Source organism: Pseudomonas nabeulensis (assembly GCF_004682045.1).
GTDB lineage: Bacteria > Pseudomonadota > Gammaproteobacteria > Pseudomonadales > Pseudomonadaceae > Aquipseudomonas > Aquipseudomonas nabeulensis.
Map to the genome: position 1 here is coordinate 130339 of NZ_QUZT01000003.1, position 25663 is coordinate 156001.

Below are 25663 nucleotides of genomic sequence, written 5' to 3' on the forward strand. Positions count from 1 at the left end.
TTCGGTGCTCGTCCTTAGTTGTGAATCGGTAATCACCCAAGGACAACCCGCTCCATGACTCTCCCTAAACTTCCGCTCGCCGCGTCATTGCTCGCCCTTGCCCTGGCGGTCCCGCCGCTGTGTGCCCACGCAGAAGAGGTGGCTCGCCCTTACAGTGTCCAGCCGGCCAGCCTGAGCCAGGCGCTCGCCGGTTTCAGTGCGCAGGCCGGGATTACCGTGCAGTTCGTCCCGGGGTTGGTTCAAGGGTTGAGTTCGCCAGGGTTGGACGGTGACTACAATGTGGAGCAGGGCTTGGCCGCACTGCTGGCGGGCTCGGGGCTCGGCGCCGTCAAAATCGGTGATGGGGTCTATGGGGTGGTCAAGGTCAGTGCCGATGCTGGCGGTACGATGACGCTGCCGGACATTGATATCACCGGCCGTCACGCCGCTGCCGACGGTTCTGAGGCGGCCGGTTATGTGAGTGAAAACATCAGCAATGTGGGTGCCTTGGGTGGCATGAAGTTGCAGGACACACCGTACTCCATGAGCGTGACCTCCCAGGCATTGCTCAAGAATTTGCTCGCGACTTCCACCGACGATGTGCTCAAGCACAACCCGTTCACCCAGTTGTATTCCCCCAAAAGTGCCGGTTATGCCAGTGCCGTGACCATTCGCGGTTTTGGCAGCTCCGCCAGCCTGAATATCGCCAACGACGGCCTGCGTTTCAGCACATTGGCGGATGCTGGCAACTTCATCGAGGACACTGAGCAGTTGGAGGTCATCACAGGCCTCACCGGTTTCCTGTACGGCCCGGCATCGCCCGGCGGCCTGGCCAACTACGTACTCAAGCGGCCGACCTACCAACGCTACAACAGCGTCACTCTGGGCAATGCTGGTGGCGACAACTATTACCTGCACGGCGACTTCGGCGGCCCCATCGACAGCGAAGGCAAATTCGCCTACCGCCTCAACGTCCTGACCCAGGACGGCGAGACCGCGATGGACCTGCAAAAGCGTCGCCGGCAAATGGTCAGCCTCGCCCTGGATTGGAATATCAGCGACGACCTGCAAGTGCAATTCGACGCGTCTCACAAAGAGAGCCTGACCCGCGGCCTTACCAGCTACTGGTTCTTTGCCAACGAGGCGTACCGTCCGGGCGCCTCTTCCCTGGATACCGACAAGCTGTACAGCCAGAAATGGGCGTTCTCCAAGAACCAGACCGACAAGGCTGGCGTGCGCGTCAAATGGCGCCTTAATGATACGTTCAGCCTGCGTTCGGCCTTCGCCGCACAGCAATACACTCAGGAGTACACCTACACCGGCCCGCAGGTCGACGCGCCGGGTCGATATACCCAGCCGCTGTATGCGTTTGCACCGATTGAAACCCAGGAATATTCGGGCTATCTGTTCCTCGACTCACAGTTTGCGACCGGCCCCTTGAGTCACAAGATGACGCTGGGCTATCAGGGTAATTCCGCACGCAGCCTGATGTACGAAGACCATATACCCAGCCAGCAATACAGCTCGGTGACCGGCCCGGCGATCTCCCTCGATCAGCAGCCGCAGGTCGGCAAGCCGGGTTACTCGATTGGTCATGGTGCTCAACATATCTCCAGCACTTCCGACACTCACAACCTGTTGATTGGCGACATCATCACCTTTAACGAGCAGTGGTCGACGATCCTTGGTGTCACTCGCACCCAGATCACCTCGTACAACAATGACTTCATCTATTCGGCCACGCCGCGCAAGACCGAGTATGACAAGAGCACCACTTCCCCCAGTGTGTCGTTGATCTATAAGCCAGTGCCCTGGCTGACCACCTACGCTACCTACATCGAGGGGTTGCAAAGTGGCGGCATCGCGCCGTCCAGGGCAGTCAACGCCGGCAGTGCCCTGGCACCGCAGATCAGCGAGCAGTACGAGATCGGCGCCAAGGCCACGCTTGGCGATACGCTGTTCACCCTGGCGCTGTTCAACATCGACAAGCCCAATGCCTACACCAGCTCGGCGCGTGTCTATGTTCAGGATGGACGCCAGGAAAACAATGGCTTGGAGTTCAGCGTTACCGGCAAGGTTACGCCGCAATTGACCCTGATCAGCGGCTTTACCCTGTTGGATCCGAAGGTGAAAAAGGCTGCGACGGTGGCCAATGACGGCAACTCGCCGATCAACGTGGCCAAGCAATTAGCCAAGGTGTATGCCGAATATGACGTGGCCTCCGCGCCGGGCTTTGCGATCACGGGTGGGGCCTTCTACACGGGCAAGCAATACGCCGATGAAGCCAACAACTACACCTTGCCGTCCTTCACCACCTTCGATGCGGGCGCACGCTATCGCCTGCCGCTGGGCACAAGCGACCTGACGTTGCGCATGAACGTCAGCAACCTGACCGACAAGAAATACTGGCTCAACAGCAGCTATCTGGGGGATCCGCGTACGGTTGCGTTTTCTGCGCAGCTGGAGTTCTGATCGACGCGTACGGCCCACTGTTTCAGTGGGTTCTGAAAGTCCGGAAAGTCCCATGCGAGTGCGGATTTCCGGATTTTTTTTGCCTGTGTATCCAGCGCTTGTAAAGCGGGGTGTCAATATCTCAGGCAAATATACTGTTTACTTGATCGTCTGATTGGCTTATAAAATAGCCAATAACACAAGGTGATACATAAAATCAATTCACCTGTAAAAATAATATTTCCAAATGAATAAATAGAAGATTCTGCCCTTCATTGAAGGATGGTGTTTACCCATCCTTTTTGCTCCCACCAAGCTCGGGTACCTTGCATGACCACACTCAAAGCCTTCACCAGAACCCTCCTGTTATCAGCCTCGTTGCTGGTCGGCGGGCTTACCGCGACCGCAACTTATGCCGAGACGCCCGCGCCTGTCACCTATGGTGGCTCGACCTGGTTCAGCAGCTTTCCGGTCTGGGTTGGCATTGATAAGGGCATCTTCAAAAAGCATGGCCTGGACGTTAAATGGCAGCTGTTTGGTACCTCGTCGAGCCGCATGAGTGCGATGGTGTCCGGCAATCTGGATTTTGCCGCCTCCAGTGCGATTCCTGCGTTGTCGTTGATGGCGGCGGGCAGCAAGTCGTTTGAAGTCATCTCCGAGCCGGATTCGTTCGTCACCGTGCAGGGCGTGTTCACTGACGGCGCCATCAAGGATATCGCTGGGCTAAAGGGCAAGAAAATCGGTGTCACCTACGCGTCGAGCGGACACATTCTCATTCTTGACCTGCTCAAACAAGCGCAAATGGACCCGAACAAGGACGTCATGTTGTTGAACATGCCGACCCAGGAAATGCCGGCGGCCCTCAAGACCGGGCAGATCGACGCCGCCGTGGCCTGGTCGCCTACCTTCGATATCCTGCAACGCCAGGGCAGCACGCTGTTGGCCGATGACACCCAATTCAGCCTCTACAAGCAATTCAAGATTGGCACCGGGCCGGACATCCTGATCGCCAGTCGCGCCTACACCAAGGAGCATCCGAAGCAAGCCCAGGCGTTCGTCGACAGCTACATGGAAGCCATCGCGTTCATCAAGGCCCACCCAGAGGAGGCCGCCCAGTCCATCACCGAGCTGACCAAATTGCCGGTGGATGAACAGCTCAAGACCATCAACGCCATCGAGTGGCATGACCTGGCCGAGCAGAAGCAAACCTTGATCGAGACTCAGAGCTTCCAGAACGGCCTCAAGCAACTGGCCGCCTTCATGGTCGAGAACAAGCAGCTGTCCAAGGTCCCGGCTGTGGATGACTGGTTCAACACCTCGTTCGTCAGCCACGCAGAGAGCCGTCCATGAGCAGTTCCGTCGCCCGCCCTTATGTGCCGATGGGCACCGGCATCGTGTCGCGGCTGATCATCGGCTTCGCCACGCTGATCATCATCCTCGCCGTCTGGGAAGCGGCAGTGAAGATGGGCTTTATTGAAGCTCTGTTCCTGCCGGCCCCGTCCGACATCTGGCATCGCGCGGTCGACATGACCGGCGACGGCAGCCTGATCGCCAATATTTTCGCCTCGACCCGCCGGGTGATGGTTGGCTTCCTGCTGGCCACCATCGTCGCGGTCCCGTTGGGGATCGCCATGGGTTCGTCGCCGCTGTGCATGGCGATCTTCAACCCGCTGCTGTCGTTCCTGCGTCCGCTGCCGTCGATGAGCTGGGTGCCGCTGTCGTTGTTGTGGTTCGGCATTTCCGAATCGCAGAAGTACTCCATTGTGTTCATGGGCTCGCTGGCCCCGGCGCTGCTGTACATCATCGACTCCACCCGTAACGTCGACCCGCTGCTGATCCGCGCCGCCAAGAACCTGGGGGCCAAGCGCCATAACATCATGTTCGGCATCATCCTGCCGGCCGCGCTGCCGCAGATCATCACCGGTCTTAAAGTGATGCTCGGCATCGCCTGGACCTGCGTCATCTCCGCCGAGCTGATCGCCGCCCGTGAAGGCCTGGGCTTCATGATCATGAACGGCAAGGAATACTTCCAGACCGACACCGTGGTGTTGGGCATGGTCATGATCAGCATCACCGTACTGCTCACCGACCTGGTGATGCGTATTATCGAGAGGAGGCTCGTATCGTGGCAGGACTGAACCCAATCATTGAGCTCGAAGGCGTCTCCAAGCGCTACGGCGACATGCTCGCGCTGGATAACGTCAGCCTGCGCATCGAAAAAGGCGAGTTCGTGGTGATTGTCGGCGCGTCGGGCTGCGGCAAGAGCACCACCCTCAACATGATCGCCGGCTTCGATCATCCCAGCGAAGGGCTGGTGAAGGTCGAGGGGCGCCAGGTCACCGAAGTGAGCCCCAACACCGGCATGGTGTTCCAGCAGTACGCGCTGTTCCCGTGGTTGAGTGTGATCGACAACATCGCCTATGGCCTGAAGATGAAAGGCATGAAAAAGGCCGAGCGCCGCGCCATTGCTCAGCAGTTTATTGACATGGTTGGCCTCAAGGGCTTTGAAAACGCCTACCCCAAACAACTGTCCGGCGGCATGAAGCAGCGCGTGACCATTGCGCGGGTGCTGGCCAACGACCCGGCGGTGATGCTGTTCGACGAACCCTTCGCTGCGCTGGACGCGATGACGCGCCAAGTGCTGCAGGAAGAACTGGTGCGCATCTACGAGCAAAGCGGCAAGACCATCGTGTTCATTACGCACTCGATTGATGAGGCGCTGATGCTCTCGTCGCGCATCCTGATCATGTCGGCGCGGCCAGGCAAGGTGGCCCAGGACATCGTCAACGACCTGCCGCACCCGCGTAACGCGGATGTGCAATTGTCGGAGCAGTACCTGGCAATGAAGCAGAAAATCTGGAAGACCGTTCAGGGCGAGGTGGCGAAAAGTCTAGCGACGCGCTGACGAAGTTACCCGGTGTAGACCTCCCGTTGTGGGTCTGCGCCGGAGCTTCGCTCGTCCAGAGCTTTTAAATGAAAGCTATATTTGCAAGCGATTTGTTTTAGGTCTTAACCCTGGACTTTATCGATAAATAATTTCACTTACGAACTTAAAATTTTCAGGCGAAAAAATGAACACTCCAGACGCTTCTTTCATCCTCACCGTCAGTTGCCCGGCCACTTCGGGCATCGTCGCCGCCGTCACCTCTTACCTGGCGCAGCAGAAATGCTACATCAGCGAACTGGCGCAGTTCGATGATGAATTCACCGGGCGTTTCTTCCTGCGGGCGGTGTTCCGTTTCAACGCCGGTGTGGTCGGTGAGATCGAAGCCCTCAAGCCGGGCTTTGAACCGGTGGCCAACGAGTTTGACATGACCTGGCAGATCCACGATCGCAGCCGCCCGATGAAGGTGCTGCTGATGGTCAGCAAGTTCGACCATTGCCTGTCCGACCTGCTGTACCGCCGCCATAAAGGCGAGATGGAGATGGAGATCACTGCCATCGTCTCCAACCACAAAGACCTGCGCGCCATGGCCGAGCGTGAAGGCATCCGCTTTATCCACTTGCCGGTGACCAAGGACACCAAGGCCCAGCAGGAACAGGCGCTGCTCGACGTGGTGCGCGAGACCGGCACCGAGTTGGTGGTGCTGGCGCGCTACATGCAGATTCTCTCCGATGACCTGTGCCGCCAGCTCAGTGGTCGTGCGATCAACATTCACCACTCGTTCCTGCCAGGCTTCAAAGGCGCCAAGCCGTATCACCAGGCGTTCGAGCGTGGGGTCAAGCTGATCGGCGCCACCGCCCACTACGTGACCTCCGACCTCGACGAAGGCCCGATCATCGAGCAGGAAGTGCAGCGCGTGGACCATGCCTACAAGCCTGAAGACCTGGTGGCCATCGGTCGCGACACCGAGACCGTGGCCCTGTCCAAGGCCGTGAAATATCACCTGGAACACCGCGTGTTCATGAACCACGACCGCACGGTGATCTTCCGATGAACACACCGCGAATCATCGACGGAAAACTCGCCGCCCGCGAAGTGCTCGCGGCGGTCAAGCACGAGGTCGAGGTGCTGGGCGCCGAGGGCCTGCAACCGTGTTTGGCGGTGGTGCTGGTGGGCAACGACCCCGCCAGCCGCGTGTACGTACGCAACAAGGTCGAGCGCTGCGCCGAAGTGGGCATCTGCTCGATAGAACATCTGCTGCCGGCGGAGATTGATCAGGCCACGGTGCTGGCCTTGATCGCCGATTTGAATGCCGACCCGCGGGTCAACGGCATTCTGGTGCAGATGCCGTTGCCCAAACAGATCGACGAGGCAGCGGTGATCCAGGCGATTGATCCGCGCAAGGACGTCGACGGTTTCCACCGTGAAAACGTCGGCGCGCTGACCCTCGGCCAGCCCGCGCTGTACCCGTGCACGCCAAGCGGCTGCCTGTACTTGCTCAACCAGGTGCTGGGCGACTTGAGCGGCAAGCACGCGGTGGTGGTGGGGCGCTCGAACATCGTCGGCAAGCCGATGGCCGCCTTGCTGCTGCAAGCCAATTGCACGGTGACCGTGCTGCACTCACGCAGTGTCGACGCGCCGCGCCTGTGTCGCGAAGCCGATATCGTCATCGCCGCCGTGGGGCGCCCGCAGTTGATCACGGCTGATTGGCTCAAAGAGGGCGCCGTGGTGATCGACGTCGGCATCAACCGCATCAGCGACGCCGACAGAACCCGCCTGGTGGGGGATGTGGACTTCGCCAGCGCCTCGCAAAAAGCCGCCGCCATCACCCCGGTGCCGGGCGGTGTGGGGCCGATGACCATTGCCTTCCTGCTGCAAAACACCGTCCGCGCCTTGCGCCAGCAACTGTCCGACCCTGGAGCTCACCATGCCCTTTAGCCTGCTGAAATACGGCTTGTCGTCCGAGTACCCGGTGGAAGTGGATTTGCCGGCGCCCAAGGAACTGAAATCCGCCTATGACGTGGTGATCATCGGCGCCGGTGGTCATGGCCTCGCCACCGCTTACTACCTGGCCAAGTACCACGGCATCACCAATGTGGCGGTGCTGGAAAAGGCCTACCTGGGCGGCGGCAACACCGCACGCAACACGGCGGTGATTCGCTCCAACTACCTGACCTCCGAAGGCGTGCGCTTCTATATCGAATCGGTGCGCATGTTCAAGGAGCTGTCCAACGAGTTCGACTTCAACATCATGTACTCCGAGCGCGGGCAACTGACGCTGGCGCACACCGATGCCACGGTGCGTGCGTTTCGCCAGCGCGCCGAAGTGAACAAGCACTTCGGCGGCCGTTGCGAAATGATCGACCGTCAGCAGATCCGCGAACTGGTGCCGTCCCTCAACCTTGACCCCGGGCACCTGCCGGTGCTCGCCGGGCTGTGGCACGAAGACGGCGCCACCGCGCGCCACGATGCAGTGGCCTGGGGTTATGCCAAGGAAGCGGCCAAGCGCGGCGTGGAAATTCATCAGCTCACCGAAGTGCAGGACCTGGTGATCACCAACGGTCGCATCACCGCCATCAAGACCAATCGCGGCAATATCCAGTGCGGTTGCGTGGTGCAGGCGGTGGCCGGTTCCAGTTCGATTCTGTTGAACAAGGCGGGGATCAAGGCGCCGATCCACACCTACCCGTTGCAGGCGATGGTGACCCAGCCGTTCAAGCCGTTCCTCGACCCGTTGGTGAGTTCGTCTGCGCTGCACTGTTATGTGCAACAGACCAGCCGTGGCGAGATCGTCTTCGGCGGCGGTTCCGACCCGTACCCGCTGTACAACTCGCGCTCGACCCTGGACCTCAAGGAAAGCCTGCTGTCGGCCGCCATCGAGATGTTCCCGTTCATGGCCAACGCCAAGTTGATGCGCCAGTGGGGCGGCATGACCGACATGACCCCCGACTACAGCCCGATCATGGGCCTGTCCCCGGTGGAAAATTACTACCTTGACGCCGGCTGGGGCACATGGGGCTTCAAGGCCACGCCGATCACCGGCAAGACCATGGCCGAACTGGTCGCCAGCGGCGGCCACGTGCCGGACCTGATCAAACCGTTTGCCCTCGACCGGTTCTCCACCTTCCAGCAAGTCAACGAGATGGGCGCGACAGCGGCCAGCCACTGACGGAGTGCATTTATGAAAATCATGACCTGCCCCCTCAACGGCGCGCGCAACATCAACGAGTTCACCTACGGTGGTGAAGTCAAAAGCATGCCCGACCCGGCCACCTGCTCCACGGCGCAATGGGCCGACTACGTGTTCAACAGCGAGAACATCGCCGGTGTGGTCACCGAATGGTGGATGCACAACGCGTCGAGCTACTGGTTTATCGCCGTGCGCCACACCGTCACCGACCAGATCCTGCGCACCTTCGACCCCAAGGAAATGTTCACCCGGCGAATCGACTTCGCCACGGAGGCTTCCCAATGACGCGCCTGCCTGCCCCGATGGGGTTGCTGATCGACCGCAACAAGCCTGTGAGTTTTTCCTTCGACGGCCGTTCGTTCCAGGGTTTCAGCGGCGATACCGTCGCCAGTGCCTTGCTGGGCTGCGAGCAGTGGTTGATGTCGCGCTCGTTCAAATACCACCGCGCCCGTGGCCCGTTGACCATGGCCGCCCAGGACGCCAACACCCTGGTGCAACTGCCCAACGAGCCGAACGTGATCGCCGACCTGCAACCGCTGTTGCCGGGCCTGCAAGTCACCCCGCAGAACATCAGCGGCACCCTGGAGAAAGACAAGGACGCTTACCTGGGCAAGTTCTCCAAGTTCATGCCGGTGGGGTTCTACTACCGTGCGTTCTACAAGCCCAAGGGCATGTGGAAGCGCTGGGAGCCGTTGATTCGCAAGAAGGCCGGCCTGGGCATTCTCGACCTTGAGTTCAAGCCTGAGTACCACGACAAGGCCTTCCTGTTCTTTGACGTGGTGGTCATCGGCAGCGGCCCGGCGGGCCTGAGCGCGGCGCTCACCGCCGCCGACGCTGGCGCCAAAGTGCTGCTGGTGGAGCAACAACCGGTACTCGGCGGCGCGCTGACCTATGCACGCTTTGACCTGGACGCCAACGTCGCCAGCGGCACCCGCGAGCAAATGGTCGGCGCGGCGAGTAATCACCCGAATATCCGCGTGATGACCGACGCCACCTGCAACGCCTGGTTCGCCGACAACTACCTGCCGATCCACCAAGGCAAGCGCATGTACAAGGTACGTGCGCGCCAGTGCATCGTCGCCAGCGGTGCGTTCGACCAACCGGTGGTGTTCCGCAACAACGACCTGCCGGGCGTGGTGCTCACCAGTGCGGTGCAACGCTTGATGCGCTTGTACGCGGTCAAGCCGGGCAAGCGCGCGGTGGTGCTCACCGGCAATGACGACGGCTACCTCGCTGCGCTGGATCTGCACGAGCAAGGCGTCGCCGTTGCCGCGTTGCTCGACATGCGCCCACAACCGGCATCGCAAGCCTTGCTGGCGGCGGTGAAGGCCAAGGGCATCGTGGTGCACCTGGAACATACGGTGTACGAAGCCCTTGCTGACAAGCGCGGCCTGCATGTCAGCGGTGTGGATGTGCGGCGTATCGTCGGCCAGGGTCGCGTCGCCGATCAGGGCCAGGTGCTGGACTGCGACCTGCTGTGCATGTCGGCGGGCTACATGCCCGTCTACCAATTGCTGTGCCAGGCCGGCGGTGCGCTGAGCTACAACGACACCCGCGCCGCGTTTGCCATCAAGGGCCTGCCGGCCAACTTGCAGATTGCCGGTTCGGTGAATGGGCAACACGCGTTGGTCAACGTGATCGAGGACGGTCGCTACGCCGCCGCCAAGGCGCTGGCAGCCCTGGGCCTGGGCCAGGAGCCGACGCAGGCACCGGCCGTCGACAGTGCGCGGGTCAACTTCGATTGGCCGATCTTTGCTCACCCCAAGGGCAAGGAGTTCGTCGATTACGATGAAGACTTGCAGGTGCGCGACATCATCAACGCCACCCGTCATGGCTATCGTGATGTGCAACTGGTCAAGCGCTTTTCCACCGTGGGCATGGGGCCGTCCCAGGGGCGTCATTCGGCGTTGCCGACGGCGCGTTTGGTGGCCGCATCCACTAACCGCAACATCGGCGAAACCGGTGTGACCACCGCGCGCCCACCCTTCACCGAAGAAAAACTCGCCCTGCTGGCCGGGCGTGGTTTTGACCCGTACCGCCGCACCCCGATGCACGAGCGCCATCTGCAAGCCGGCGCGAAAATGATGCCGGCGGGTATCTGGCAGCGCCCGGCGTTCTACGGCCCGGCCCATGAACGTGAGCGCTGCATGCGTGAAGAGGCGGAATGCGTGCGCAACAACGTCGGCCTGATCGACGTGTCTACCCTTGGCGGCCTCGACGTACGTGGCCCGGACGCGGGTGAACTGCTGGAACGCATGTACACCTTCGGCTTCAAGAAACTGGCCGTGGGGCGCACCCGTTATGCGCTGCTGACCAACGAGCAAGGTGTGGTCGGTGATGATGGCGTGGCATGTCGCCTGTCTGATAATCACTTTTACGTCTCGGCCACCACCAGTGGCGTCGACCGTATCTACCAGCAAATGCTGCAATGGAATGCCCAGTGGCGCCTGGATGTGGACGTGGCCAACGTCACCGCCGCATACGCCGCCGTCAACCTGGCCGGGCCGCAGTCGCGCAAGGTGCTGGAGACGGTCTGCACCGACGTTGACCTGAGCGCTGAAGCCTTCCCTTACCTGGGTGTACGCGAAGGCACGGTGGCCGGGATTCCGGCGCGCATCCTGCGGGTCGGTTTTGTCGGCGAACTGGGCTACGAAATCCACGTGCCAGCGCGGTATGCCGAAGCCTTGTGGGACATCCTGTTGGAAACCGGTAAAGCCTTCGGCATTCGCCCATTCGGCGTTGAGACCCAGCGCCTGCTGCGTCTGGAAAAAGGCCACGTGATCATCAGCCAGGATACCGACGGCATGACTCACCCCGGCGAGATCGACATGCAGTGGGCGATTGCCCGCAAAAAGCCGTTCTTCATCGGCAAGCGCTCGGTGGAAATCCTCGAAGCGCAGCCGCTCAAGCGCAAGTTGGTGGGCTTCAAGCTGGCCAAGACCCAACCGCTGCCGCTGGAAGGGCATCTGGTGCTCGAAGGCGCGGATATCAGCGGCAACGTCACCTCGTGTGAGTACTCCAGCACCCTGGACGCGATCATCGGCCTGGCCTATGTCGGCGCCAAACAGGCCGCGCCCGGCAGCCAGGTGCCGATCCGTGTCGGCGGCGGCCAGATCGTCAGTGCCACGGTGGTCGAACTGCCTTTCTATGACCCTGAAAACAAGCGTCAGGAGCTGTGAACATGAATAACCTTGAGCGAAGCCCGCTGCACTCCGTGCATGGCGATGCGGCACTGACGTCCTTCGGCGGCAAGCCATTCGTGGACGCCTACGCCAACGAAAACCGCGCCTGCGGGCTGGTGGACCTGGCCAACCTGCACCGCGTGGGTTTTCGCGGCGCCCAGGCGGCCGAGTTCCTGAGCGGCAAAGGCTTCAACTTGCCGCAAGTGCCTAACACCGCCGTGCGCCAGCCCGGCGGTGAATGGATCGCACGGTTGTCGATGAACGAGTACTTCCTGCTGGGTGCGCTCAATGACGGCGGCGAGCGCCTGGCGCAACTGGAGACGGGCTGGACCCTCAGCCAGCAAGCCAACTATTGCCTGCCACGCCAGGACAGCCACACCTGCCTGGCACTGTTCGGTGCGCGCATCAGCGAAGTCATGGCCAAGCTCTGCGGCGTCGATTTAAGCGCCTCGGCGTTTGCGCCGGGCAGCGTGGCGCAGACCTCGGTGGCGCGGGTCAATGGCATCGTCGTCAACACCGGCACGGATGACGGCCCGTGTTTCCACCTGCTGTTCGACCGGGCTTCAGCGCATTACCTCTGGCATGTGCTGATCGATGCCCTGCAAGAGTTCGACGGCGCCCCGGCAGGCGTCACGGCCCTGCCGAGATAGCCCTGCCTATGCAGTGTCCAAATGTGGGAGGGGCGGTGCGACGATTCGACTTGCCCCCGATAGCGGTGTATCAGTCAGCACATCTTTAGCTGACAGACCGCAATCGGGGGCAAGCCCCCTCCCACATTTTTTGATTTGTGTCGGGCCGGACACTGGTATCTTGTCTGGCATTTCACGGCCAGTAATCCCCATTTTGTAGACGAGAGATACACATGAGCGAGCAGGACCCCTCAGCCAAAGACTTGGACTACATCGTTCCAGCCCTTCAACGCGGCCTGCGCATCCTGGAGCTGTTCAACTCCGACCAGCGCAACCTGAACATGAACGAACTGGCCGAACTCATGGGCGGCAGCGTGTCTTCCATCTACCGCATCGTGCAAACCCTGGCGGCGATGGGCTACCTGCAAAAAGTCGGCAAGAACGGCTATGAACTCGGCCCCCAGCTTATCTCTCGCGGGTTCACTTACCTGGCCAGCCGCGACATCGTCGACGTGGCCCTGCCGCACCTCAACACCCTGCGTGATCGCACCTCGCTGTCATGCCACCTGAGCATCCGCGAACAGCACCACACCCTCTACATCTACCGTTCGTTTGCCCAGCAACGGCTGTCGGTGAACATTCCCATCGGCACGCGCATTCCGTGCCATTGCAACGCCATGGGCAAGATGTTGCTCAGTTCCATGAGCGAAGCGGAGCTGGAATCGCTGTACCAGCACGTGCGTCTCGACGACCACATGACCTCCGGCCCCCGGAACTTGCCGGATCTCAAGCTGGCCATCAGTGAGGCGCGTGAACAGGGCTGGGTGCTTAGCCGCTCGGACTATGCCACGGCCATTGCCACCGCGATCCGCGACCATGAAGGCAATGTGGTTGCCGCGATCAACGTGTCCGGCCCGGACGCGATGATGGCCGCCGAGGGCGTGCTGGAACGTACCCGCGACATGCTGCTGGAATGCGCCCGGCAGATCTCCGCCGAAGCCGGTTATCGGCCTGCCGCACTGACGTAAAAAGCACCAGGCTACTTGCTTGTAGTGAGCGGGCTTGCCCCGCGCTGGGTGGCGAAGCCGCCCCAAAACCATCCACCTCGGTCTATCTGAAACACCGCGGTGCCTGGGGTTAGGGCGGCTTCGCCCCCCAGCGCGGGGCAAGCCCGCTCACTACAGACGTTCGCGGTTACCAGTTCAACGGGTATTCGGTGATCAAGCGCACCTCATCCAGGCTGCCATTGAACGAGTTTCGATAGGTCGCCTGGCGCATGCGAAAGCTCAGGTTCTTCGCCGGACCGGACTGCACCACGTAGCTCATCTCCACATCCCGTTCCCACTCGCGGTCGTCTTGCCCGGCGCTGGCGCTGAAGTTGCTGCCGCGCACGTAACGCGTCATGAAGTTCAAGCCGGGGACGCCGATGCTGGCGAAGTTGAAGTCATAACGCGCCTGCCACGAGCGTTCGTTCTCGCGGGTGAATTCGGCGTACTGGATGTAGTTGGACAGGTAATCGGTGTTAGTGCCGTCCACATACAGTTGGAAAGCGCCGCGCCCGTGGATCTGCTGGTTCGCCAGGGAAAAGGTGCTGCCGGCGTAGCGATACGCGCCCTTGATGCTGAACGATTGGTTGTCCAGGTCGCCGGCTTTCTCTTCGCCCTGGCTTTTCAGGTCGTAGGCGCGCAGGTCCAGGGACACGGTTTGCAGGCTGTCCAGCGGCTTGACCCAGGCCAGTGCGGCGTAGCGTTTTTTCCAGTAATCCTTCACCGACGAGCCGTACAGCGAGGCCGTCAGGGTCGGGGTCAGCTTATAGCTGCCGCCCAGGATATCCGCCCCGGTCAAGGCTGAGCCGGCGCGAGCGGAGTACGCCTGCAACGTCATGGAGGTGAAGTGCCCGGCCTCCACGGTGAGGTCCTTGATCTCATTGCTGGTGACGAAAAAGCCTTCGACGGTCTCTGGCAACAGGCGCGAATCGGCCGTCGCGAACACCGGCGTGGCCACCGACTGCCCGCCGTACTTGAGCACGGTCTTGGAGATTTTGACCTTCACCGCGCCCGTGGCTTTGGCGTAGTCATTTTCCGCATGGTCCACCCCCGGCACATGGTTGCCACTGCTGGGCAACAGGCCGCTGTTGATGCGGTCCGAACTGCTGTCGAGTTTCAGGCCGTACATGCCGAGCAAATCGATGCCGAAACCCACGGTGCCTTCGGTGAAGCCCGAATTGAACGTACCGATCAGGCCTTGCGCCCATTCCTGTCGATAACTTTGTGCGGTGCTGGCGTTATTGCGAAAGTCGCGGTTGAAAAAGAAGTTGCGGTTTAACAGTTGGGTCTTACTGTCTTTGAAGAAGGCTGAATCGCTCAGTTCATCGCCCACGGCAAACGGTGTTATCGCCAGCATCAACAAGCCGGCGCCCCATACGTGCATACGTTCCATAACGTCTCCAAAGTAATATTTATGGCAGCCATAAATGTGTGTGCATCTTTATTGTTGTTATTCGTGGACGTACCGGAATCAGTCCAGAATTTCTGCTACGGCGGCATTGGCCATTGCGGCAAATACCTTTACTGCTCGTTCTACGGAAAGTGCCTGTTCGGGCAGGTATAGAAACCCGTCGAGCGTGGTCAGTACACTTTGCGTCATTACCTGTATCGCCGAGGCGGGCGCCTGCAGCGTGCGTAGCTGGGTGCCCAGGGCCTGATTGAGTAATACCGCCAGTTCCTGGCGCAGGTGTTCAATACAACGTTGTTGTTCGGCGGAGAGACTGTGGCGCTCACGAATGCCCAGCAATAAGTGTCGGCGCTCCCGACACGCATGGCTGATGGCGCCGCGCACAAATCCATCCAGTAAAGAAGCGTTGCGTTGGGCCGCGCGCTTTAATTCTCGTCGTATCGAATAATTAAGCGCCTGTTGTGTGCTCTCGATGATTTCAAATAACAGTTCCTGCTTGCTTTCAATATGCACATAGAGTGAACCGGCGCTTAAGCCAAGCTCACTGGCAAGTTTGCGCAAACTGACGGCGTGATAACCATGTTGATAAAACAACTTCAAGGCGGCTTCGCGAACTTCCGTACTTCGGTCCACCTCTACGCATTTAACCTGGCGCTGCACAATAGCTTCCCGACCGGAGTCCGGCTGTTAAACGAAAGAGGGCAACCCGACGCCCACTTGCTGGGCCGCATCGAGGATTGATTGCCAGGTTTCCCGGTCTACCGGAATCCCGTCTAAGGCACGTTGTTGCGCCACGCTTTGCTCCAGTTCACCCGGCACCAACACCGGCCCCATGCCTGCGCGTGGTGGCGATGCCTTCACGTAGGCGGCACCGGCTTCGACTTCGCTGCACCAGTTCTCCATGCCGCCCAGGCGTTGCGGGTCGATGATGATCGACAGCATGTTGTTGATGTAGACGTCCTGCTCCATATGGCCTTCATGCAAGGTGCCCGCACCGCTCAACGCACCGGCCAGCATGTCGCACATAAAGCCCAGGCCCGCGCCCTTGTGCTCGCCGAACGGCAACAACGCGCCCAGTGGCGAGCGGTACACCACCGACGGGTCCACGCTCGGTTGCCCGGAGGCATCCAGCAGATACCCCTCCGGCGCCTGCACGCCACGGTTCATGGCGATACGCATCTTGCCCTGGGCCACGCGGCTGGTAGCGAAGTCGAGGATCATCGGCGGTTTGTCCGCACGCGGCACGCCAATGGCAAACGGGTTGGTGTTGAGGCGCGCATCACTGCCCGCATACGGCGCTACCGTGGGCACGGCGTGCAGCACATTGACGAAGTGGATCGACACCAGCCCCGCCTCGGCGCACATCTCGGCCCAATGCCCGATGCGCGCCAGGTGATGGCTGTTGCGCAGCGCGAGGATCACCGAGCCCTGCTGGCGGGCTCGCTCGATCCCGATCTGCATCGCCTCATGCCCCAACGCTTGGCCAAATCCCCGGCTGGCGTCCAGCGTGAGCAGGGAGCCGGCATCCATCACCTGGCTCACACGCTGGTCGAGGTTGATCTTGCCTTCGCGCACCATGCGCACGTACAGCTTGATCAGGCTGACGCCATGGGAGTCGTGGCCCAGCAGGTTAGCCAGCACCAAGTGTTCGGCGATCAGCCCGGCTTCACGCTCGCCGCAGCCGGCCGCGCTGAAGATCTCGCGCACATAACCTTGCAGATCCTCGCGAGACACGCGCACGTCGTCCGCGCTGCCGCGAGGGTCCAGCGCCATTTTCTGATTGTTCACAGCAGTCACTCCAAGGGAGGCGACCCCGGCGTCGTGCCGGGGCCGTCGTTGGCGTTACCAGGTACGCGAAGGCGCGTAGGTTTCCTTGACCACGCGGGCGGAGGTCCAGCGCAGGATGTTCATCCATGAACCGGCCTTGTCGTTGGTGCCGCTGCGACGCCCGCCACCGAACGGGTGCTGGCCGACCATGGCGCCGGTGGTCTTGTCGTTGAGGTACAGGTTGCCCACCGCGTTGACCAATATGTTCTGTGCCTGCAGCAGGGCGAAGCGGTCGGTGCTGAAGATCGAGCCGGTGAGGGCGTATTCGGTGCTGCTGTCGATCAGCGCCAGGGTGTCGTCCCAGGCCTTTTCTTCGTAGACGTACACCGCCAGGATCGGGCCGAACAGCTCGTCACGCATCAGCGGATGCAGCGGGTTGCTCACCTCGTACACGGTCGGTTGGATGAACCAGCCCGGCTCGCTCCAGTACTCGCCACCGGCCACCAGCGTGGTTTCGGCATCGTTCCTGGCGGCGTCGATGCGCCCGCTCAGGCGCTGGAACGAGGCCTTGTCGATCACCGCGCCGTTGTAGGTGTCACGCTCGGCCACGTCGCCGATCTTCAAGCTCGCCACCAGTTGCTGCACCCGTGCTTTCACGTCGGGCCAGAGGTTTTTCGGGATGTAGGCGCGGGAGGCTGCGCTGCACTTTTGCCCCGAATAACCGAACGCACCTTTGACCAGCGCAATCGCCACTTCATCCGGGTTCGCCGAGGCGTGGGCCAGGACGAAGTCTTTGCCGCCGGTCTCGCCGATCAGGCGCGGGAACGTGCGGTATTTGTCGATGCGCGCACCGGCTTGCTGCCACAGCGAGCGGAACACCTCGGACGAACCGGTGAAGTGCAGGCCGGCAAAGTGCGGCGAATTGAACGCCACTTCGGTCACCGCCGCCGGGTCACCCGGTACAAAGTTGATCACCCCGGCTGGCATGCCGGCTTCCACCAGGGCCTCGTAAAAGATGTAGTTGGCCAGCGCCGATTTGTTCGACGGTTTCCACAGCGCCACGTTGCCCATCACGGCGGGTGCGCAGGCCAGGTTGGCGCCGATGGCGGTGAAGTTGAACGGTGATACTGCATAGACGAAACCTTCCAGCGGACGCCAGTCGGCGCGGTTCTGCGCGTCGCGCACCGAGGTCGGTTGTTCGTTGTAGATCTTCTGCGCAAACAGGGTGTTGAAACGCAGGAAGTCGATCAGCTCGCAGGCGCTGTCGGGTTCGGCTTCGGCAATGGTCTTGCTCTGGCCGAGCATGGTGGCGGCGTTGATGCGATGGCGCATGCGCCCGGCGACGATGGCGGCGGCGCGGTGCATGATCGCCGCACGGTCGGCAAACGGCACGGCGGCCCACTGTTTGGCCACGGCCATGGAACTGTCGATGGCTTGCTGCGCATGCTCGGCGGTCGGGCGGTGCAGGCGGGCCAACAGGCGTGACTGGTCATGGGGCGCGCGGATTTCTTCGATGTCGCCGGTGTAGATTTTTTCGCCGCCGATCACCGCGGGGATGTCGATGACTTCCTGGTTGCCCAGGTGCTTTTGCAGCTCGGCCCACTCGGGGGAATCGGCCAGGTAGGCCAATTCAGGTTCGTTGTCGGGACGTGGAAAATGTGGCGTAGCGTTCATGTGGGGGCTCCTGATTTAAAGGGAAGGATTCGTGCCGGGCAACACGCGGCCCGGGTTGAAACGATTGGCGGGATCGAGCAGCGCCTTGATGCCTTGCATCAGCTGCAACTCGGCCTGTGGCTTGTAGAGGCCCATCTCGTCGACATGCAGCGAACCAATGCCATGCTCGGCGCTGAAGGTGCCGTCGAGGGCCGCCGCGATGTCGTACAGGCGGCAACTGAGGGCGTGCTGGAAGGCTTTCTTGTCGGCGACGTCGGCCCACACGGCGTGGGGGAACATGGCGATGTAATGCAGGTTGCCGTCGCCCATATGCCCGACGATCACCGGGCGCGCCTCGGGGTAATGCTCGGCCAGTGCTGCGCCGGCCTGGTCGACGAAATCCGGGATGCGGTAGATCGGCACGGCGATGTCGTGGGTGATGCCCATGCCTTCATGCACATTCGATTCGGTGACGCTGTGGCGCAGCAGCCAGAGGTCCTGGCGCTGTTGTTCGCTGGAGGCGATCACCGCGTCTTCGATCACGCCGGCCTCGATGGACGGCTCCAGGCAGTCCGACAGCGCATCCACCAGTTGATCGCTGGTGCCGGTGGCGGCTGACAGCTCGATCAGCACCACGCATTGCGGGTCGGTGGTCAGCGGGCGTTTCACCGTCGGCGCATGTTTGAGCACGATTTCGTATTCACTGCCGGAGATGAATTCCAGGGCAATCAACGAACCGGGAAACGCCTGCTGCAACGTCAGGCCTTGGGCGACGGCCGCGTGGATATCCGGCACGGCCAGCATCGCTGTGACCATCGCCTTGGGCTGCGGGTACAGCTTGAGCGTGGCGCCGGTGACGATGCCCAGTGTGCCTTCGGAACCGATGAACAGGTGCTTGAGGTCGTACCCGCTGTTGTTCTTGCGCAGGGTGCGCAGGCCATTCCAGATCGTGCCATCGGGCAGCACCACCTCCAGGCCGAGGATCAGGTCGCGGGTGTTGCCGTAGCGGATCACATTGACCCCGCCCGCGTTGGTGGCGATGCAGCCGCCAATCTGGCACGAGCCTTCGGCGCCGAAACTCAACGGGAACAGTTTGTCTTCGGCTGCGGCGGCGTCGTGGAGGTTGGCCAGGATGCAACCGGCTTCGACGGTCATCGAATTGTCGGCCGCATTGACGCTGACGATGGTGTTCATGCGCGCCAGGTTCAGCACCACGTTGCGCCCGTCTTCGGTCGGCACCGAGCCGCCGCACACGCTGGTATTGCCGCCCTGGGGGAAGATCCGCAGGTCGTGTTCGGCGCAAAAACGCACCACCGCGGACACGTGCTGCGTCGAGGTCGGGAACACCACGCACAATGCTTGGCCGTGGTGACGCTTGCGCCAGTCCACCAGGTGCGCCTGCTTGTCGAATTCGGCCTGGACCACGCCCGAGGCACCGACGATGGCTTGCAGGCCCTGGATGATGAGTTGCTCGTTCATGGGACCCCCTTACTTCAAGACGACGCTGTCGGCCGCAGACCAATGCACATGCATGGGCTGGCCGATGGCGGTGCGTTCGCTGAGGCGGCTGGAGATGTCCTTGACCAGCAGGTTGCCGCCACCGGGCAGCTCCAGCTCGAAGCGGGTCATGCCGCCGACAAAGGAAATCTGACGCACCACGCCGCTCACGCTGTTTTGCGCCGCACCGGGCACCACGGCGCCTTGGGTGATAGCGATTTTTTCCGGACGGATCATCACTTTGGTGTGGGTGCCCACCACGATGTCCTGGGTGCAGCCGGGCTTGACCTGAAGCTGCGCGCCGCTGGCGAGGCTCACGCGGTTGGCGGCTTCCACGGTGCAATCGAGCAGGTTGGACTCGCCGACAAAGTCTGCGACGAACTCGCTCTTGGGTTCGAAGTACAACTCGTCCGGCGTGCCGTGCTGGGCGATGCGCCCGCCGTTCATCAGGCAGATACGGTCGCTCAGGTTCAGTGCTTCTTCCTGGTCGTGGGTCACGTAGACCAGGGTGGTGCCGAGGTCGCGGTGGATCTTCTTGATCTCGCCTTGCAGCTGGTCACGCAGCTTTTTATCGAGGGCGCCGAGGGGCTCGTCCATCAGGATGATCGACGGTGAATACACAATGCAGCGCGCAATGCCCACGCGTTGCTGTTGGCCGCCGGACATTTCCCGTGGCTTGCGTTTTTCAAAGCCCACCAGGCCGACGCGCTCCAGCGCACTGCCGACCTTTTGCTTGATCTCGGCATTGCTGGCGCCGCGAATGCGCAGGGGGAAGGCGATGTTGTCGTACACATTCAGGTGCGGCAGCAGGGCGTAGTTCTGGAACACCATGCCCAGGCCACGTTCGCGTGAGGGCTTGTCGAGCACGTCCTGGCCGTCGATCAACAGGCGACCGCTGCTGGGCTGAATCGCGCCGGCGATGATATTGAGGATGGTGCTTTTGCCCGAGCCGCTGGGGCCGAGCAGGCTGAGGAATTCACCCCGGCGCACGTTGATGTCGGTGGTGTGCAGGGCGTCCAGGCCGCCGTAGCTTTTACGGATGCCCTGGAACGAAATCATGGTGTCGCTGGTTTGTTGAGCGTTGAGCATAGGAACTCCGATAAGTCTTGAATCAGTGGTTTTCATCGGGCGTACCGGCCCGCAGATACACCAACGAGCAACACACCAGCAGCGACATCACGGTGAGCAGGCTGGACACGGCGGCGATCACCGGGGAGATGTCCCACTGGATGCTGCTGTACATCTTCACCGGCAGGGTCACCGTGGACGCGCTGGTCAGGAACCAGGCGATGACCACTTCATCGAAGGAGATCAAAAAGGCGAACAAGGCCCCGGCGGCAATCGATGGCTTGAGTTGCGCCAGTACCACCTTGAAGAACACCGTGCTGCGGCTGGCGCCCATGATGGTGGCCATGAACTCCAGGTCCGGGTCGAGCTTCTTGACCCCGGCGATCACGGTCATCATCAGGAACGGCATCACGTACGCCACATGGCTGGCGACCAGCCCGGCGGTGGTTCCGGTCCAGCCCAGGCGGGCGAAGTACAGGTACAGGCCCAGGGATACGATGATCACCGGCACCAGCACGGGCGCCATCAACAGCATCATCACCAGGCGCTTGCCGGGGAACTCGAAACGCACCAACCCGTAGGCGGCGGGCACGCCCAGTACCACGGAAATCACCATGGTGATCACCGCGACCTTGAGGCTCTGGTAGATCGGGTCCATCCAGGTCGAGGAACTGAACAACTGCGCGTACAGCTCCAATGTCCATCGCTGCGGCGGGAAGGTGATTTCGCCGGGGCCGCCGAACGAGATCGGAATCACGATCAGGCTGGGGATCAGGATGAACGCGTAGATGACCCACGCCAGGGACGTCATCAGCACGCGATAACCCGTGGCTTGGCGGTCCTTGATGCGTACCGTGGCGTAGGACGCCAACTCGGCACTGTCGAGGCTATTTAAACGACTCACTTTAGTGGCAGTCATCACACGGCCTCCCGGGGTTTGGCGCCGTAGCGCTGCAAGCGGCTGGCGCACAGGCCGGCGACGGCGATGATGATCAGCATGACCACGCCGATGGCCGAGGCGGTGTTCCAGTCCAGGGTTTCACGGGTGTAGAAGTCCACGAGGTTGGACATCATCACGTCCTGTGGGCTGCCCAGCAGGGCGGGGATCACGAAGAAACCCATCGACATGATGGTGGTGCTCAGCACCCCGGCGGCGACGCCGGGCAGGCTCAGCGGTACGGTGATCTTGAAGAAGATCCGAGGTGCCTTGGCGCCCATGATTTCCGCAGCTTTATAAAGTGCCGGGTTGATCGCCAGCAGGCTGGCCAACACCGGGAACACAATGAACGGCACCAGGTAGTTGGTCATGCCGACCATCACGCCGAAGCGGTTGAACAACATGGGCAACTGGACCTGGGTGCCGAACAGCATCGACAGCAGGCTGTTGATCAGGCCGGTCTTGCCCAGCAGGATGGTGAACGCGAAGCTCTTGACCAGGATGCTGGTCCAGAACGGCACCAGTACCAGGATCATGTAGATCGCCCGGCGTCGCGCCGGCTGGCGCGCCAGGTGCACGGCCAGCGGATAACCCAGCAACAGGCTTGCCAGCGAAGCCAGCAGGCTGATTTCAAACGTGGCCCACAGCGTGCGGCGAAACAGCGGGCTGGAGAACAGCTTCTGGTACGCCTCCAGCGAAAACCCGTGCTGTCCCGCCAGGCTGGTGTACAGCAGCACACCCAGGGGCACCAGGATAATGGCCAGCAAAAAAACGGTGGCCGGCCCCACGTACAGGGCGGCGTCGTTGCGATTATTCATAACGTGAACTCGATCAAACGTTGTCGACCCGCTCGGGCCGTGGGGTCAGAGCGGACTTCGGCGATGGGCAATCAGCTAAGCGCCCATAACTTGAAACGGCTGGTGAGTTCGTCGTAATGCTCGGCCCACCAGGCGTCGCTGATCAGCACGTTGTGAACGTTGGACGGGTTGGACAGCCACTGGCGGGTGTCGGCGTTCATCAGCGCCACGGCCTTGTTGTTGGCCGGGGTGTTGCCGTGCAGGTCCATCAACGCCGCCTGGTTCTCCGGGCGCATGGCGAAGCTCAGGAACTTCATCGCGTTGGCTTTGTTTGGCGAGTTTTTCAGCACCACCAGGTATTCCAGGCCGATCAGGTTCTGTTCGAACGAGAACTTGAGCGGTTGCCCGGCTTCGGCAGCGGCCTTGGCGCGGGTGGCGTAGGTGTAGCTGTAGTCGACCTCGCCGGTCTGCACCAGGGAGGTGGTCTGCGGGGTCTGCTCGATCCATTTGCCGATGTGCGGCTTGATCTTGTCGAGCATCTTGAACGCGCGCTCCACGTCCAGCGGGTACATGTCAGCCGGGGCCACGCCGTCGGCCAGCAGCGCCGACTCCAGGGTTTCCACCGCACGGTTGCGCAGGGTGCGAGTGCCGGGGAATTTCTCGACGTCGAAGTATTCGGCGAAGTTCATTGGGTGTTTGCCCGCCGGGTGACGGTTGTCGTCCCAGCAGATGCCGCCGGTGTAGCCATAGAACGGCACGGCGTACTTGGACGGCGGGGTGATCAGGTCGGCGGCGTCCACCAGGCCACTGTCCAACGGCTCCCAGTAGTTGTTCTTTTCGCCGCTGAAGACCATCGGGCCGGTGGCGTCGAAGATGTCCCATTCGATGTTGCCGGTCATCATCTGCGCCTTGACCTTGGCCAGGTCTGGCGTGTCGATCAGCGTGACCTTGATGCCGGTCTCTTTTTCAAACGGTATCGTCAGCGCCTGCTCGACGGCGGTGCGGTAATTGCCGCCCCAGCTGACCATCACCAGTTTGTTCGAGGCAGCCTGTACGCTGCTCGATGCGCCCAGCAGCGGTGCGCCAATCGCACTGGCCATGGCGGTGACGCCAACGGCCTTGAGGAAGTCGCGACGCGGTAAAGCGAAATCGGTTTTTTTGCTCATGTCCTGACACCCCTGGAAAATTAAAGTGCGAGAAGACGCTCACGCTCAATATAGGCGGGCACTAACTGCGCAATGCTTGCCTGCAGCCCTTGGCTGGCAGACTTCAACGGCGCGAGCACCTCGCCCATCGCGAAACCTTGCTGGGTGAGCGCGGCTTTGATGGGGGCAGGATTGGGTTCGGAGAAAATTAGGTCGATCAGGGGGCGCAGGGTGGTGTGCAGGTCGATCGACTCTTGAAGCTGGCCTTGCAGGGCAAGTTTCAGCACTTTGGCCCAGTGCTTTGGAATCAGGTTGGAGCTGGAAATGATCGCGCCGACCGCGCCCATCGCCACGTGCAGCGGCAGAACGTCTTCTTCACCGGACAGGATCGAGATCTTCTTGCTGGAGCTTTCCGCGACGCGCATCTGCACGGCAAGGTCAGGGTTGCAGGCCTTGATGCCGACTACGCGGGTCTGCTCGGCCAACTTGGCAACGGTGTCGTGATGCAGCGACACCCCGGTGCGGTAGGGGATCTCGTAGAGAATGATGTCGCTGTCGACTTCATCGGAGAAACGCTTGTAGTAATCGAGGATGCCTTGCTGGGTGGGGCGGAAGTAATACGGCGTGACCACCATCAGCGCGTCGGCGCCGGCAGACATAAAGGCCTTGGCGTTATCTACTGCGTCACCGATACCCGGTGACAGGATGCCAGGGATGATCGGCAGCTTGCCGCCGCCGGCCGCCACGGAACATTCGACGACCTGCATGCGCTCGGCGAACGACAGCGAGGTATATTCACCGGTGCCGCCCAGGGGGATGATGGCGTCGGTGGGGGTGTCCAGAAGGTTCTGGATGTGTCGCGTCAGCGAGTCGACATTGATGCTCAGGTCCGCATTCAGCGGCGTAGGGACCGCGGTGAGGATGCCGGTGTATTTCTGCTTCTGATTCATAGCCATTCCTGTTGGTCGAGCAACGCGGCAGTTCTGGAAAAGAAATTGTTTGCTCGTAAATTTATTGTTCTTTGGCAAATCAACGGCGTCTTTGCGCCCTGTTTTAATTCGGCTACAAAATCACTGGTAAACAGTTTTTTTGTATATTTCTCGTAGGTGCAAGTCAAGCTCCGCAAGGTCGCTCAGACGGTGACGCTCCTTGTCTGTCATCCTTGATAATGGATGGTTTCCACTATAGTGATATACTTTACTTTTTGTGGAAGCAAGCAGTATTTTGCGACACAGCTGTTTGGCGTCGCCGAGCCGCTTGCATGAATAATCCGCGAACCCACATTTTTTCTTTTCGAATCAACAGTCTGAGCACTAGCCAATCGGAGCGTCAGCCGCATCATGGACACCAATCTCGAAATCAGCTCCCCGGCTTTTGAAGATCACTCGGCAGAATCGCCACGGGCGTCGATAGAGATCGGCCCCCGGCTGCATCGGCTGCGCAAGGAGCGGCAATGGTCACTGGTGCAGACCAGCAAGCACACCGGCCTGTCGCTGTCGGCCCTGTCGAAGATCGAGCGCGGCGAGCTGTCGCCCACCCTCAGTAGCCTTAGCAAGATCGCGGCCGGGTTCGATATGGACGTGGTCAGCCTGCTCAACGACAGCGACGCGTCCATGACCCAAGGCCGGCGCAGCACCAGTCGCCACTCCAATGGCGTGGCCATCGCCACCAGGACCTGTGAAAACGTGTGGTTCGCCGCCGACTTGCGCAACAAGAACATGCTGCCGGTGAAAACCACCATCATTGCCCGCAGTACCCGGGACTACTCCGAATGGCCGACCCATCCGGGGGAGATTTTCGTGTACGTGCTGTCGGGGGAGATCACCATCTACTCTGAGCTGTACGAGCCGCTGGCCCTGGCTCAGGGTGACACCATCTATTACGACGCCAGCAGTGGTCATAAATGGATCTCGACCAGCCCCGACGATGCCGAAGTGCTGTGGATCTATGCCAGTAACAAGTGATTGGGGCCTGCGCAACTGCCAGAATGGGCTTTTGAATCCAATCGATATTCTGTAGCCTTGCGCAGC

Annotated in this window: 22 protein-coding genes; 12 read left to right on the forward strand and 10 right to left on the reverse strand. The window is 61.1% G+C overall.

Annotation, left to right across the window (positions count from 1 at the left end; genetic code table 11):
- The first annotated feature begins 54 nt into the window (after positions 1-54).
- From DYL61_RS03000 to DYL61_RS03050, 11 genes are all read left to right on the forward strand, one after another.
- The gene (locus tag DYL61_RS03000; RefSeq protein ID WP_135307140.1) at positions 55-2451 is read left to right on the forward strand and encodes a TonB-dependent receptor; all 2397 of its coding nucleotides are present in this window, start codon (positions 55-57) and stop codon (positions 2449-2451) included.
- Between the two features lie 309 nt (positions 2452-2760).
- Positions 2761-3780 (forward strand): ABC transporter substrate-binding protein, encoded by a 1020-nt coding sequence (locus tag DYL61_RS03005; RefSeq protein WP_167497928.1) that lies wholly within the window; start codon positions 2761-2763, stop codon positions 3778-3780.
- Complete coding sequence (locus DYL61_RS03010; protein WP_202978018.1) at positions 3777-4568, forward strand: ABC transporter permease; 792 nt, start codon at positions 3777-3779, stop codon at positions 4566-4568. The genes DYL61_RS03005 and DYL61_RS03010 overlap by 4 nt, the downstream gene beginning before the upstream one ends.
- On the forward strand, positions 4556-5335 hold the full coding sequence (locus tag DYL61_RS03015) for an ABC transporter ATP-binding protein (RefSeq protein ID WP_202978019.1): 780 nt from the start codon (positions 4556-4558) through the stop codon (positions 5333-5335). The genes DYL61_RS03010 and DYL61_RS03015 overlap by 13 nt, the downstream gene beginning before the upstream one ends.
- Positions 5336-5501: 166 nt before the next feature.
- Positions 5502-6368 (forward strand): formyltetrahydrofolate deformylase, encoded by an 867-nt coding sequence (purU, locus tag DYL61_RS03020; RefSeq protein WP_135307142.1) that lies wholly within the window; start codon positions 5502-5504, stop codon positions 6366-6368.
- Positions 6365-7252 (forward strand): bifunctional methylenetetrahydrofolate dehydrogenase/methenyltetrahydrofolate cyclohydrolase FolD, encoded by an 888-nt coding sequence (gene folD, locus DYL61_RS03025; RefSeq protein WP_135307143.1) that lies wholly within the window; start codon positions 6365-6367, stop codon positions 7250-7252. The genes purU and folD overlap by 4 nt, the downstream gene beginning before the upstream one ends.
- On the forward strand, positions 7242-8483 hold the full coding sequence (locus DYL61_RS03030; RefSeq protein WP_135307144.1) for an FAD-dependent oxidoreductase: 1242 nt from the start codon (positions 7242-7244) through the stop codon (positions 8481-8483). The genes folD and DYL61_RS03030 overlap by 11 nt, the downstream gene beginning before the upstream one ends.
- 12 nt (positions 8484-8495) lie before the next feature.
- Positions 8496-8789 (forward strand): sarcosine oxidase subunit delta, encoded by a 294-nt coding sequence (locus DYL61_RS03035; protein ID WP_135307145.1) that lies wholly within the window; start codon positions 8496-8498, stop codon positions 8787-8789.
- A complete protein-coding gene (locus DYL61_RS03040) occupies positions 8786-11683 on the forward strand; it encodes an FAD-dependent oxidoreductase (RefSeq protein ID WP_135307146.1) in 2898 nt (965 codons plus the stop codon). Before DYL61_RS03035 ends, DYL61_RS03040 begins: the two co-directional genes overlap by 4 nt.
- A gap of 2 nt (positions 11684-11685) precedes the next feature.
- Positions 11686-12336 carry a sarcosine oxidase subunit gamma gene (locus DYL61_RS03045; protein ID WP_135307147.1) on the forward strand — a complete coding sequence of 217 codons (651 nt, stop codon included), beginning with the start codon at positions 11686-11688 and terminating at the stop codon, positions 12334-12336.
- A gap of 212 nt (positions 12337-12548) precedes the next feature.
- Positions 12549-13343 (forward strand): IclR family transcriptional regulator, encoded by a 795-nt coding sequence (locus tag DYL61_RS03050; protein ID WP_105695420.1) that lies wholly within the window; start codon positions 12549-12551, stop codon positions 13341-13343.
- A gap of 166 nt (positions 13344-13509) precedes the next feature.
- Here DYL61_RS03050 and DYL61_RS03055 read toward each other — a convergent pair whose 3' ends face one another.
- From DYL61_RS03055 to dapA, 10 genes are all read right to left on the reverse strand, one after another.
- Positions 13510-14754: an OprD family porin gene (locus DYL61_RS03055; RefSeq protein ID WP_135307148.1), complete on the reverse strand. Its 1245-nt coding sequence runs from the start codon at positions 14752-14754 to the stop codon at positions 13510-13512.
- A 78-nt stretch (positions 14755-14832) separates the two neighbouring features.
- Positions 14833-15429, reverse strand: coding sequence for a TetR/AcrR family transcriptional regulator (locus tag DYL61_RS03060; RefSeq protein ID WP_167497929.1), 597 nt, complete (start codon positions 15427-15429; stop codon positions 14833-14835).
- A 27-nt stretch (positions 15430-15456) separates the two neighbouring features.
- Entirely contained in the window at positions 15457-16557 is a 1101-nt protein-coding gene (locus DYL61_RS03065; protein ID WP_202978020.1) for a malate/lactate/ureidoglycolate dehydrogenase, read from the reverse strand.
- Between the two features lie 54 nt (positions 16558-16611).
- Positions 16612-18210 (reverse strand): L-glutamate gamma-semialdehyde dehydrogenase, encoded by a 1599-nt coding sequence (gene pruA / locus DYL61_RS03070; RefSeq protein ID WP_135307150.1) that lies wholly within the window; start codon positions 18208-18210, stop codon positions 16612-16614.
- 15 nt (positions 18211-18225) lie between these two features.
- On the reverse strand, positions 18226-19668 hold the full coding sequence (locus DYL61_RS03075) for an FAD-binding oxidoreductase (protein WP_135307151.1): 1443 nt from the start codon (positions 19666-19668) through the stop codon (positions 18226-18228).
- A 9-nt stretch (positions 19669-19677) separates the two neighbouring features.
- A complete protein-coding gene (locus tag DYL61_RS03080; protein ID WP_135307152.1) occupies positions 19678-20775 on the reverse strand; it encodes an ABC transporter ATP-binding protein in 1098 nt (365 codons plus the stop codon).
- A 22-nt stretch (positions 20776-20797) separates the two neighbouring features.
- Entirely contained in the window at positions 20798-21673 is an 876-nt protein-coding gene (locus DYL61_RS03085) for an ABC transporter permease (RefSeq protein WP_202978021.1), read from the reverse strand.
- Positions 21673-22509, reverse strand: a complete 837-nt coding sequence (locus DYL61_RS03090) for an ABC transporter permease (protein WP_135307153.1) — start codon at positions 22507-22509, stop codon at positions 21673-21675. Before DYL61_RS03090 ends, DYL61_RS03085 begins: the two co-directional genes overlap by 1 nt.
- 71 nt (positions 22510-22580) lie before the next feature.
- The gene (locus DYL61_RS03095) at positions 22581-23654 is read right to left on the reverse strand and encodes an ABC transporter substrate-binding protein (RefSeq protein WP_135307154.1); all 1074 of its coding nucleotides are present in this window, start codon (positions 23652-23654) and stop codon (positions 22581-22583) included.
- A gap of 20 nt (positions 23655-23674) precedes the next feature.
- A complete protein-coding gene (gene dapA / locus DYL61_RS03100) occupies positions 23675-24583 on the reverse strand; it encodes a 4-hydroxy-tetrahydrodipicolinate synthase (RefSeq protein ID WP_135307155.1) in 909 nt (302 codons plus the stop codon).
- Between the two features lie 390 nt (positions 24584-24973).
- Here dapA and DYL61_RS03105 point away from each other — a divergent pair, with 390 nt between their 5' ends.
- The gene (locus tag DYL61_RS03105) at positions 24974-25597 is read left to right on the forward strand and encodes a helix-turn-helix domain-containing protein (RefSeq protein ID WP_135307156.1); all 624 of its coding nucleotides are present in this window, start codon (positions 24974-24976) and stop codon (positions 25595-25597) included.
- Positions 25598-25663: the final 66 nt, after the last annotated feature.

Excerpts from the sequence above, each read along its gene's own strand:
- DYL61_RS03005 (WP_167497928.1), top strand. The coding sequence starts at position 2,761 with ATGACCACACTCAAAGCCTTCACCAGAACCCTCCTGTTATCAGCCTCG.
- DYL61_RS03090 (WP_135307153.1), bottom strand. The coding sequence starts at position 22,509 with ATGAATAATCGCAACGACGCCGCCCTGTACGTGGGGCCGGCCACCGTT.
- DYL61_RS03000 (WP_135307140.1), top strand. The coding sequence starts at position 55 with ATGACTCTCCCTAAACTTCCGCTCGCCGCGTCATTGCTCGCCCTTGCC.
- DYL61_RS03095 (WP_135307154.1), bottom strand. The coding sequence starts at position 23,654 with ATGAGCAAAAAAACCGATTTCGCTTTACCGCGTCGCGACTTCCTCAAG.
- DYL61_RS03085 (WP_202978021.1), bottom strand. The coding sequence starts at position 21,673 with ATGACTGCCACTAAAGTGAGTCGTTTAAATAGCCTCGACAGTGCCGAG.
- DYL61_RS03080 (WP_135307152.1), bottom strand. The coding sequence starts at position 20,775 with ATGCTCAACGCTCAACAAACCAGCGACACCATGATTTCGTTCCAGGGC.
- purU (WP_135307142.1), top strand. The coding sequence starts at position 5,502 with ATGAACACTCCAGACGCTTCTTTCATCCTCACCGTCAGTTGCCCGGCC.
- DYL61_RS03045 (WP_135307147.1), top strand. The coding sequence starts at position 11,686 with ATGAATAACCTTGAGCGAAGCCCGCTGCACTCCGTGCATGGCGATGCG.
- DYL61_RS03050 (WP_105695420.1), top strand. The coding sequence starts at position 12,549 with ATGAGCGAGCAGGACCCCTCAGCCAAAGACTTGGACTACATCGTTCCA.
- DYL61_RS03030 (WP_135307144.1), top strand. The coding sequence starts at position 7,242 with ATGCCCTTTAGCCTGCTGAAATACGGCTTGTCGTCCGAGTACCCGGTG.
- dapA (WP_135307155.1), bottom strand. The coding sequence starts at position 24,583 with ATGAATCAGAAGCAGAAATACACCGGCATCCTCACCGCGGTCCCTACG.
- folD (WP_135307143.1), top strand. The coding sequence starts at position 6,365 with ATGAACACACCGCGAATCATCGACGGAAAACTCGCCGCCCGCGAAGTG.
- pruA (WP_135307150.1), bottom strand. The coding sequence starts at position 18,210 with ATGAACGCTACGCCACATTTTCCACGTCCCGACAACGAACCTGAATTG.
- DYL61_RS03035 (WP_135307145.1), top strand. The coding sequence starts at position 8,496 with ATGAAAATCATGACCTGCCCCCTCAACGGCGCGCGCAACATCAACGAG.
- DYL61_RS03010 (WP_202978018.1), top strand. The coding sequence starts at position 3,777 with ATGAGCAGTTCCGTCGCCCGCCCTTATGTGCCGATGGGCACCGGCATC.
- DYL61_RS03040 (WP_135307146.1), top strand. The coding sequence starts at position 8,786 with ATGACGCGCCTGCCTGCCCCGATGGGGTTGCTGATCGACCGCAACAAG.
- DYL61_RS03055 (WP_135307148.1), bottom strand. The coding sequence starts at position 14,754 with ATGGAACGTATGCACGTATGGGGCGCCGGCTTGTTGATGCTGGCGATA.
- DYL61_RS03105 (WP_135307156.1), top strand. The coding sequence starts at position 24,974 with ATGGACACCAATCTCGAAATCAGCTCCCCGGCTTTTGAAGATCACTCG.
- DYL61_RS03075 (WP_135307151.1), bottom strand. The coding sequence starts at position 19,668 with ATGAACGAGCAACTCATCATCCAGGGCCTGCAAGCCATCGTCGGTGCC.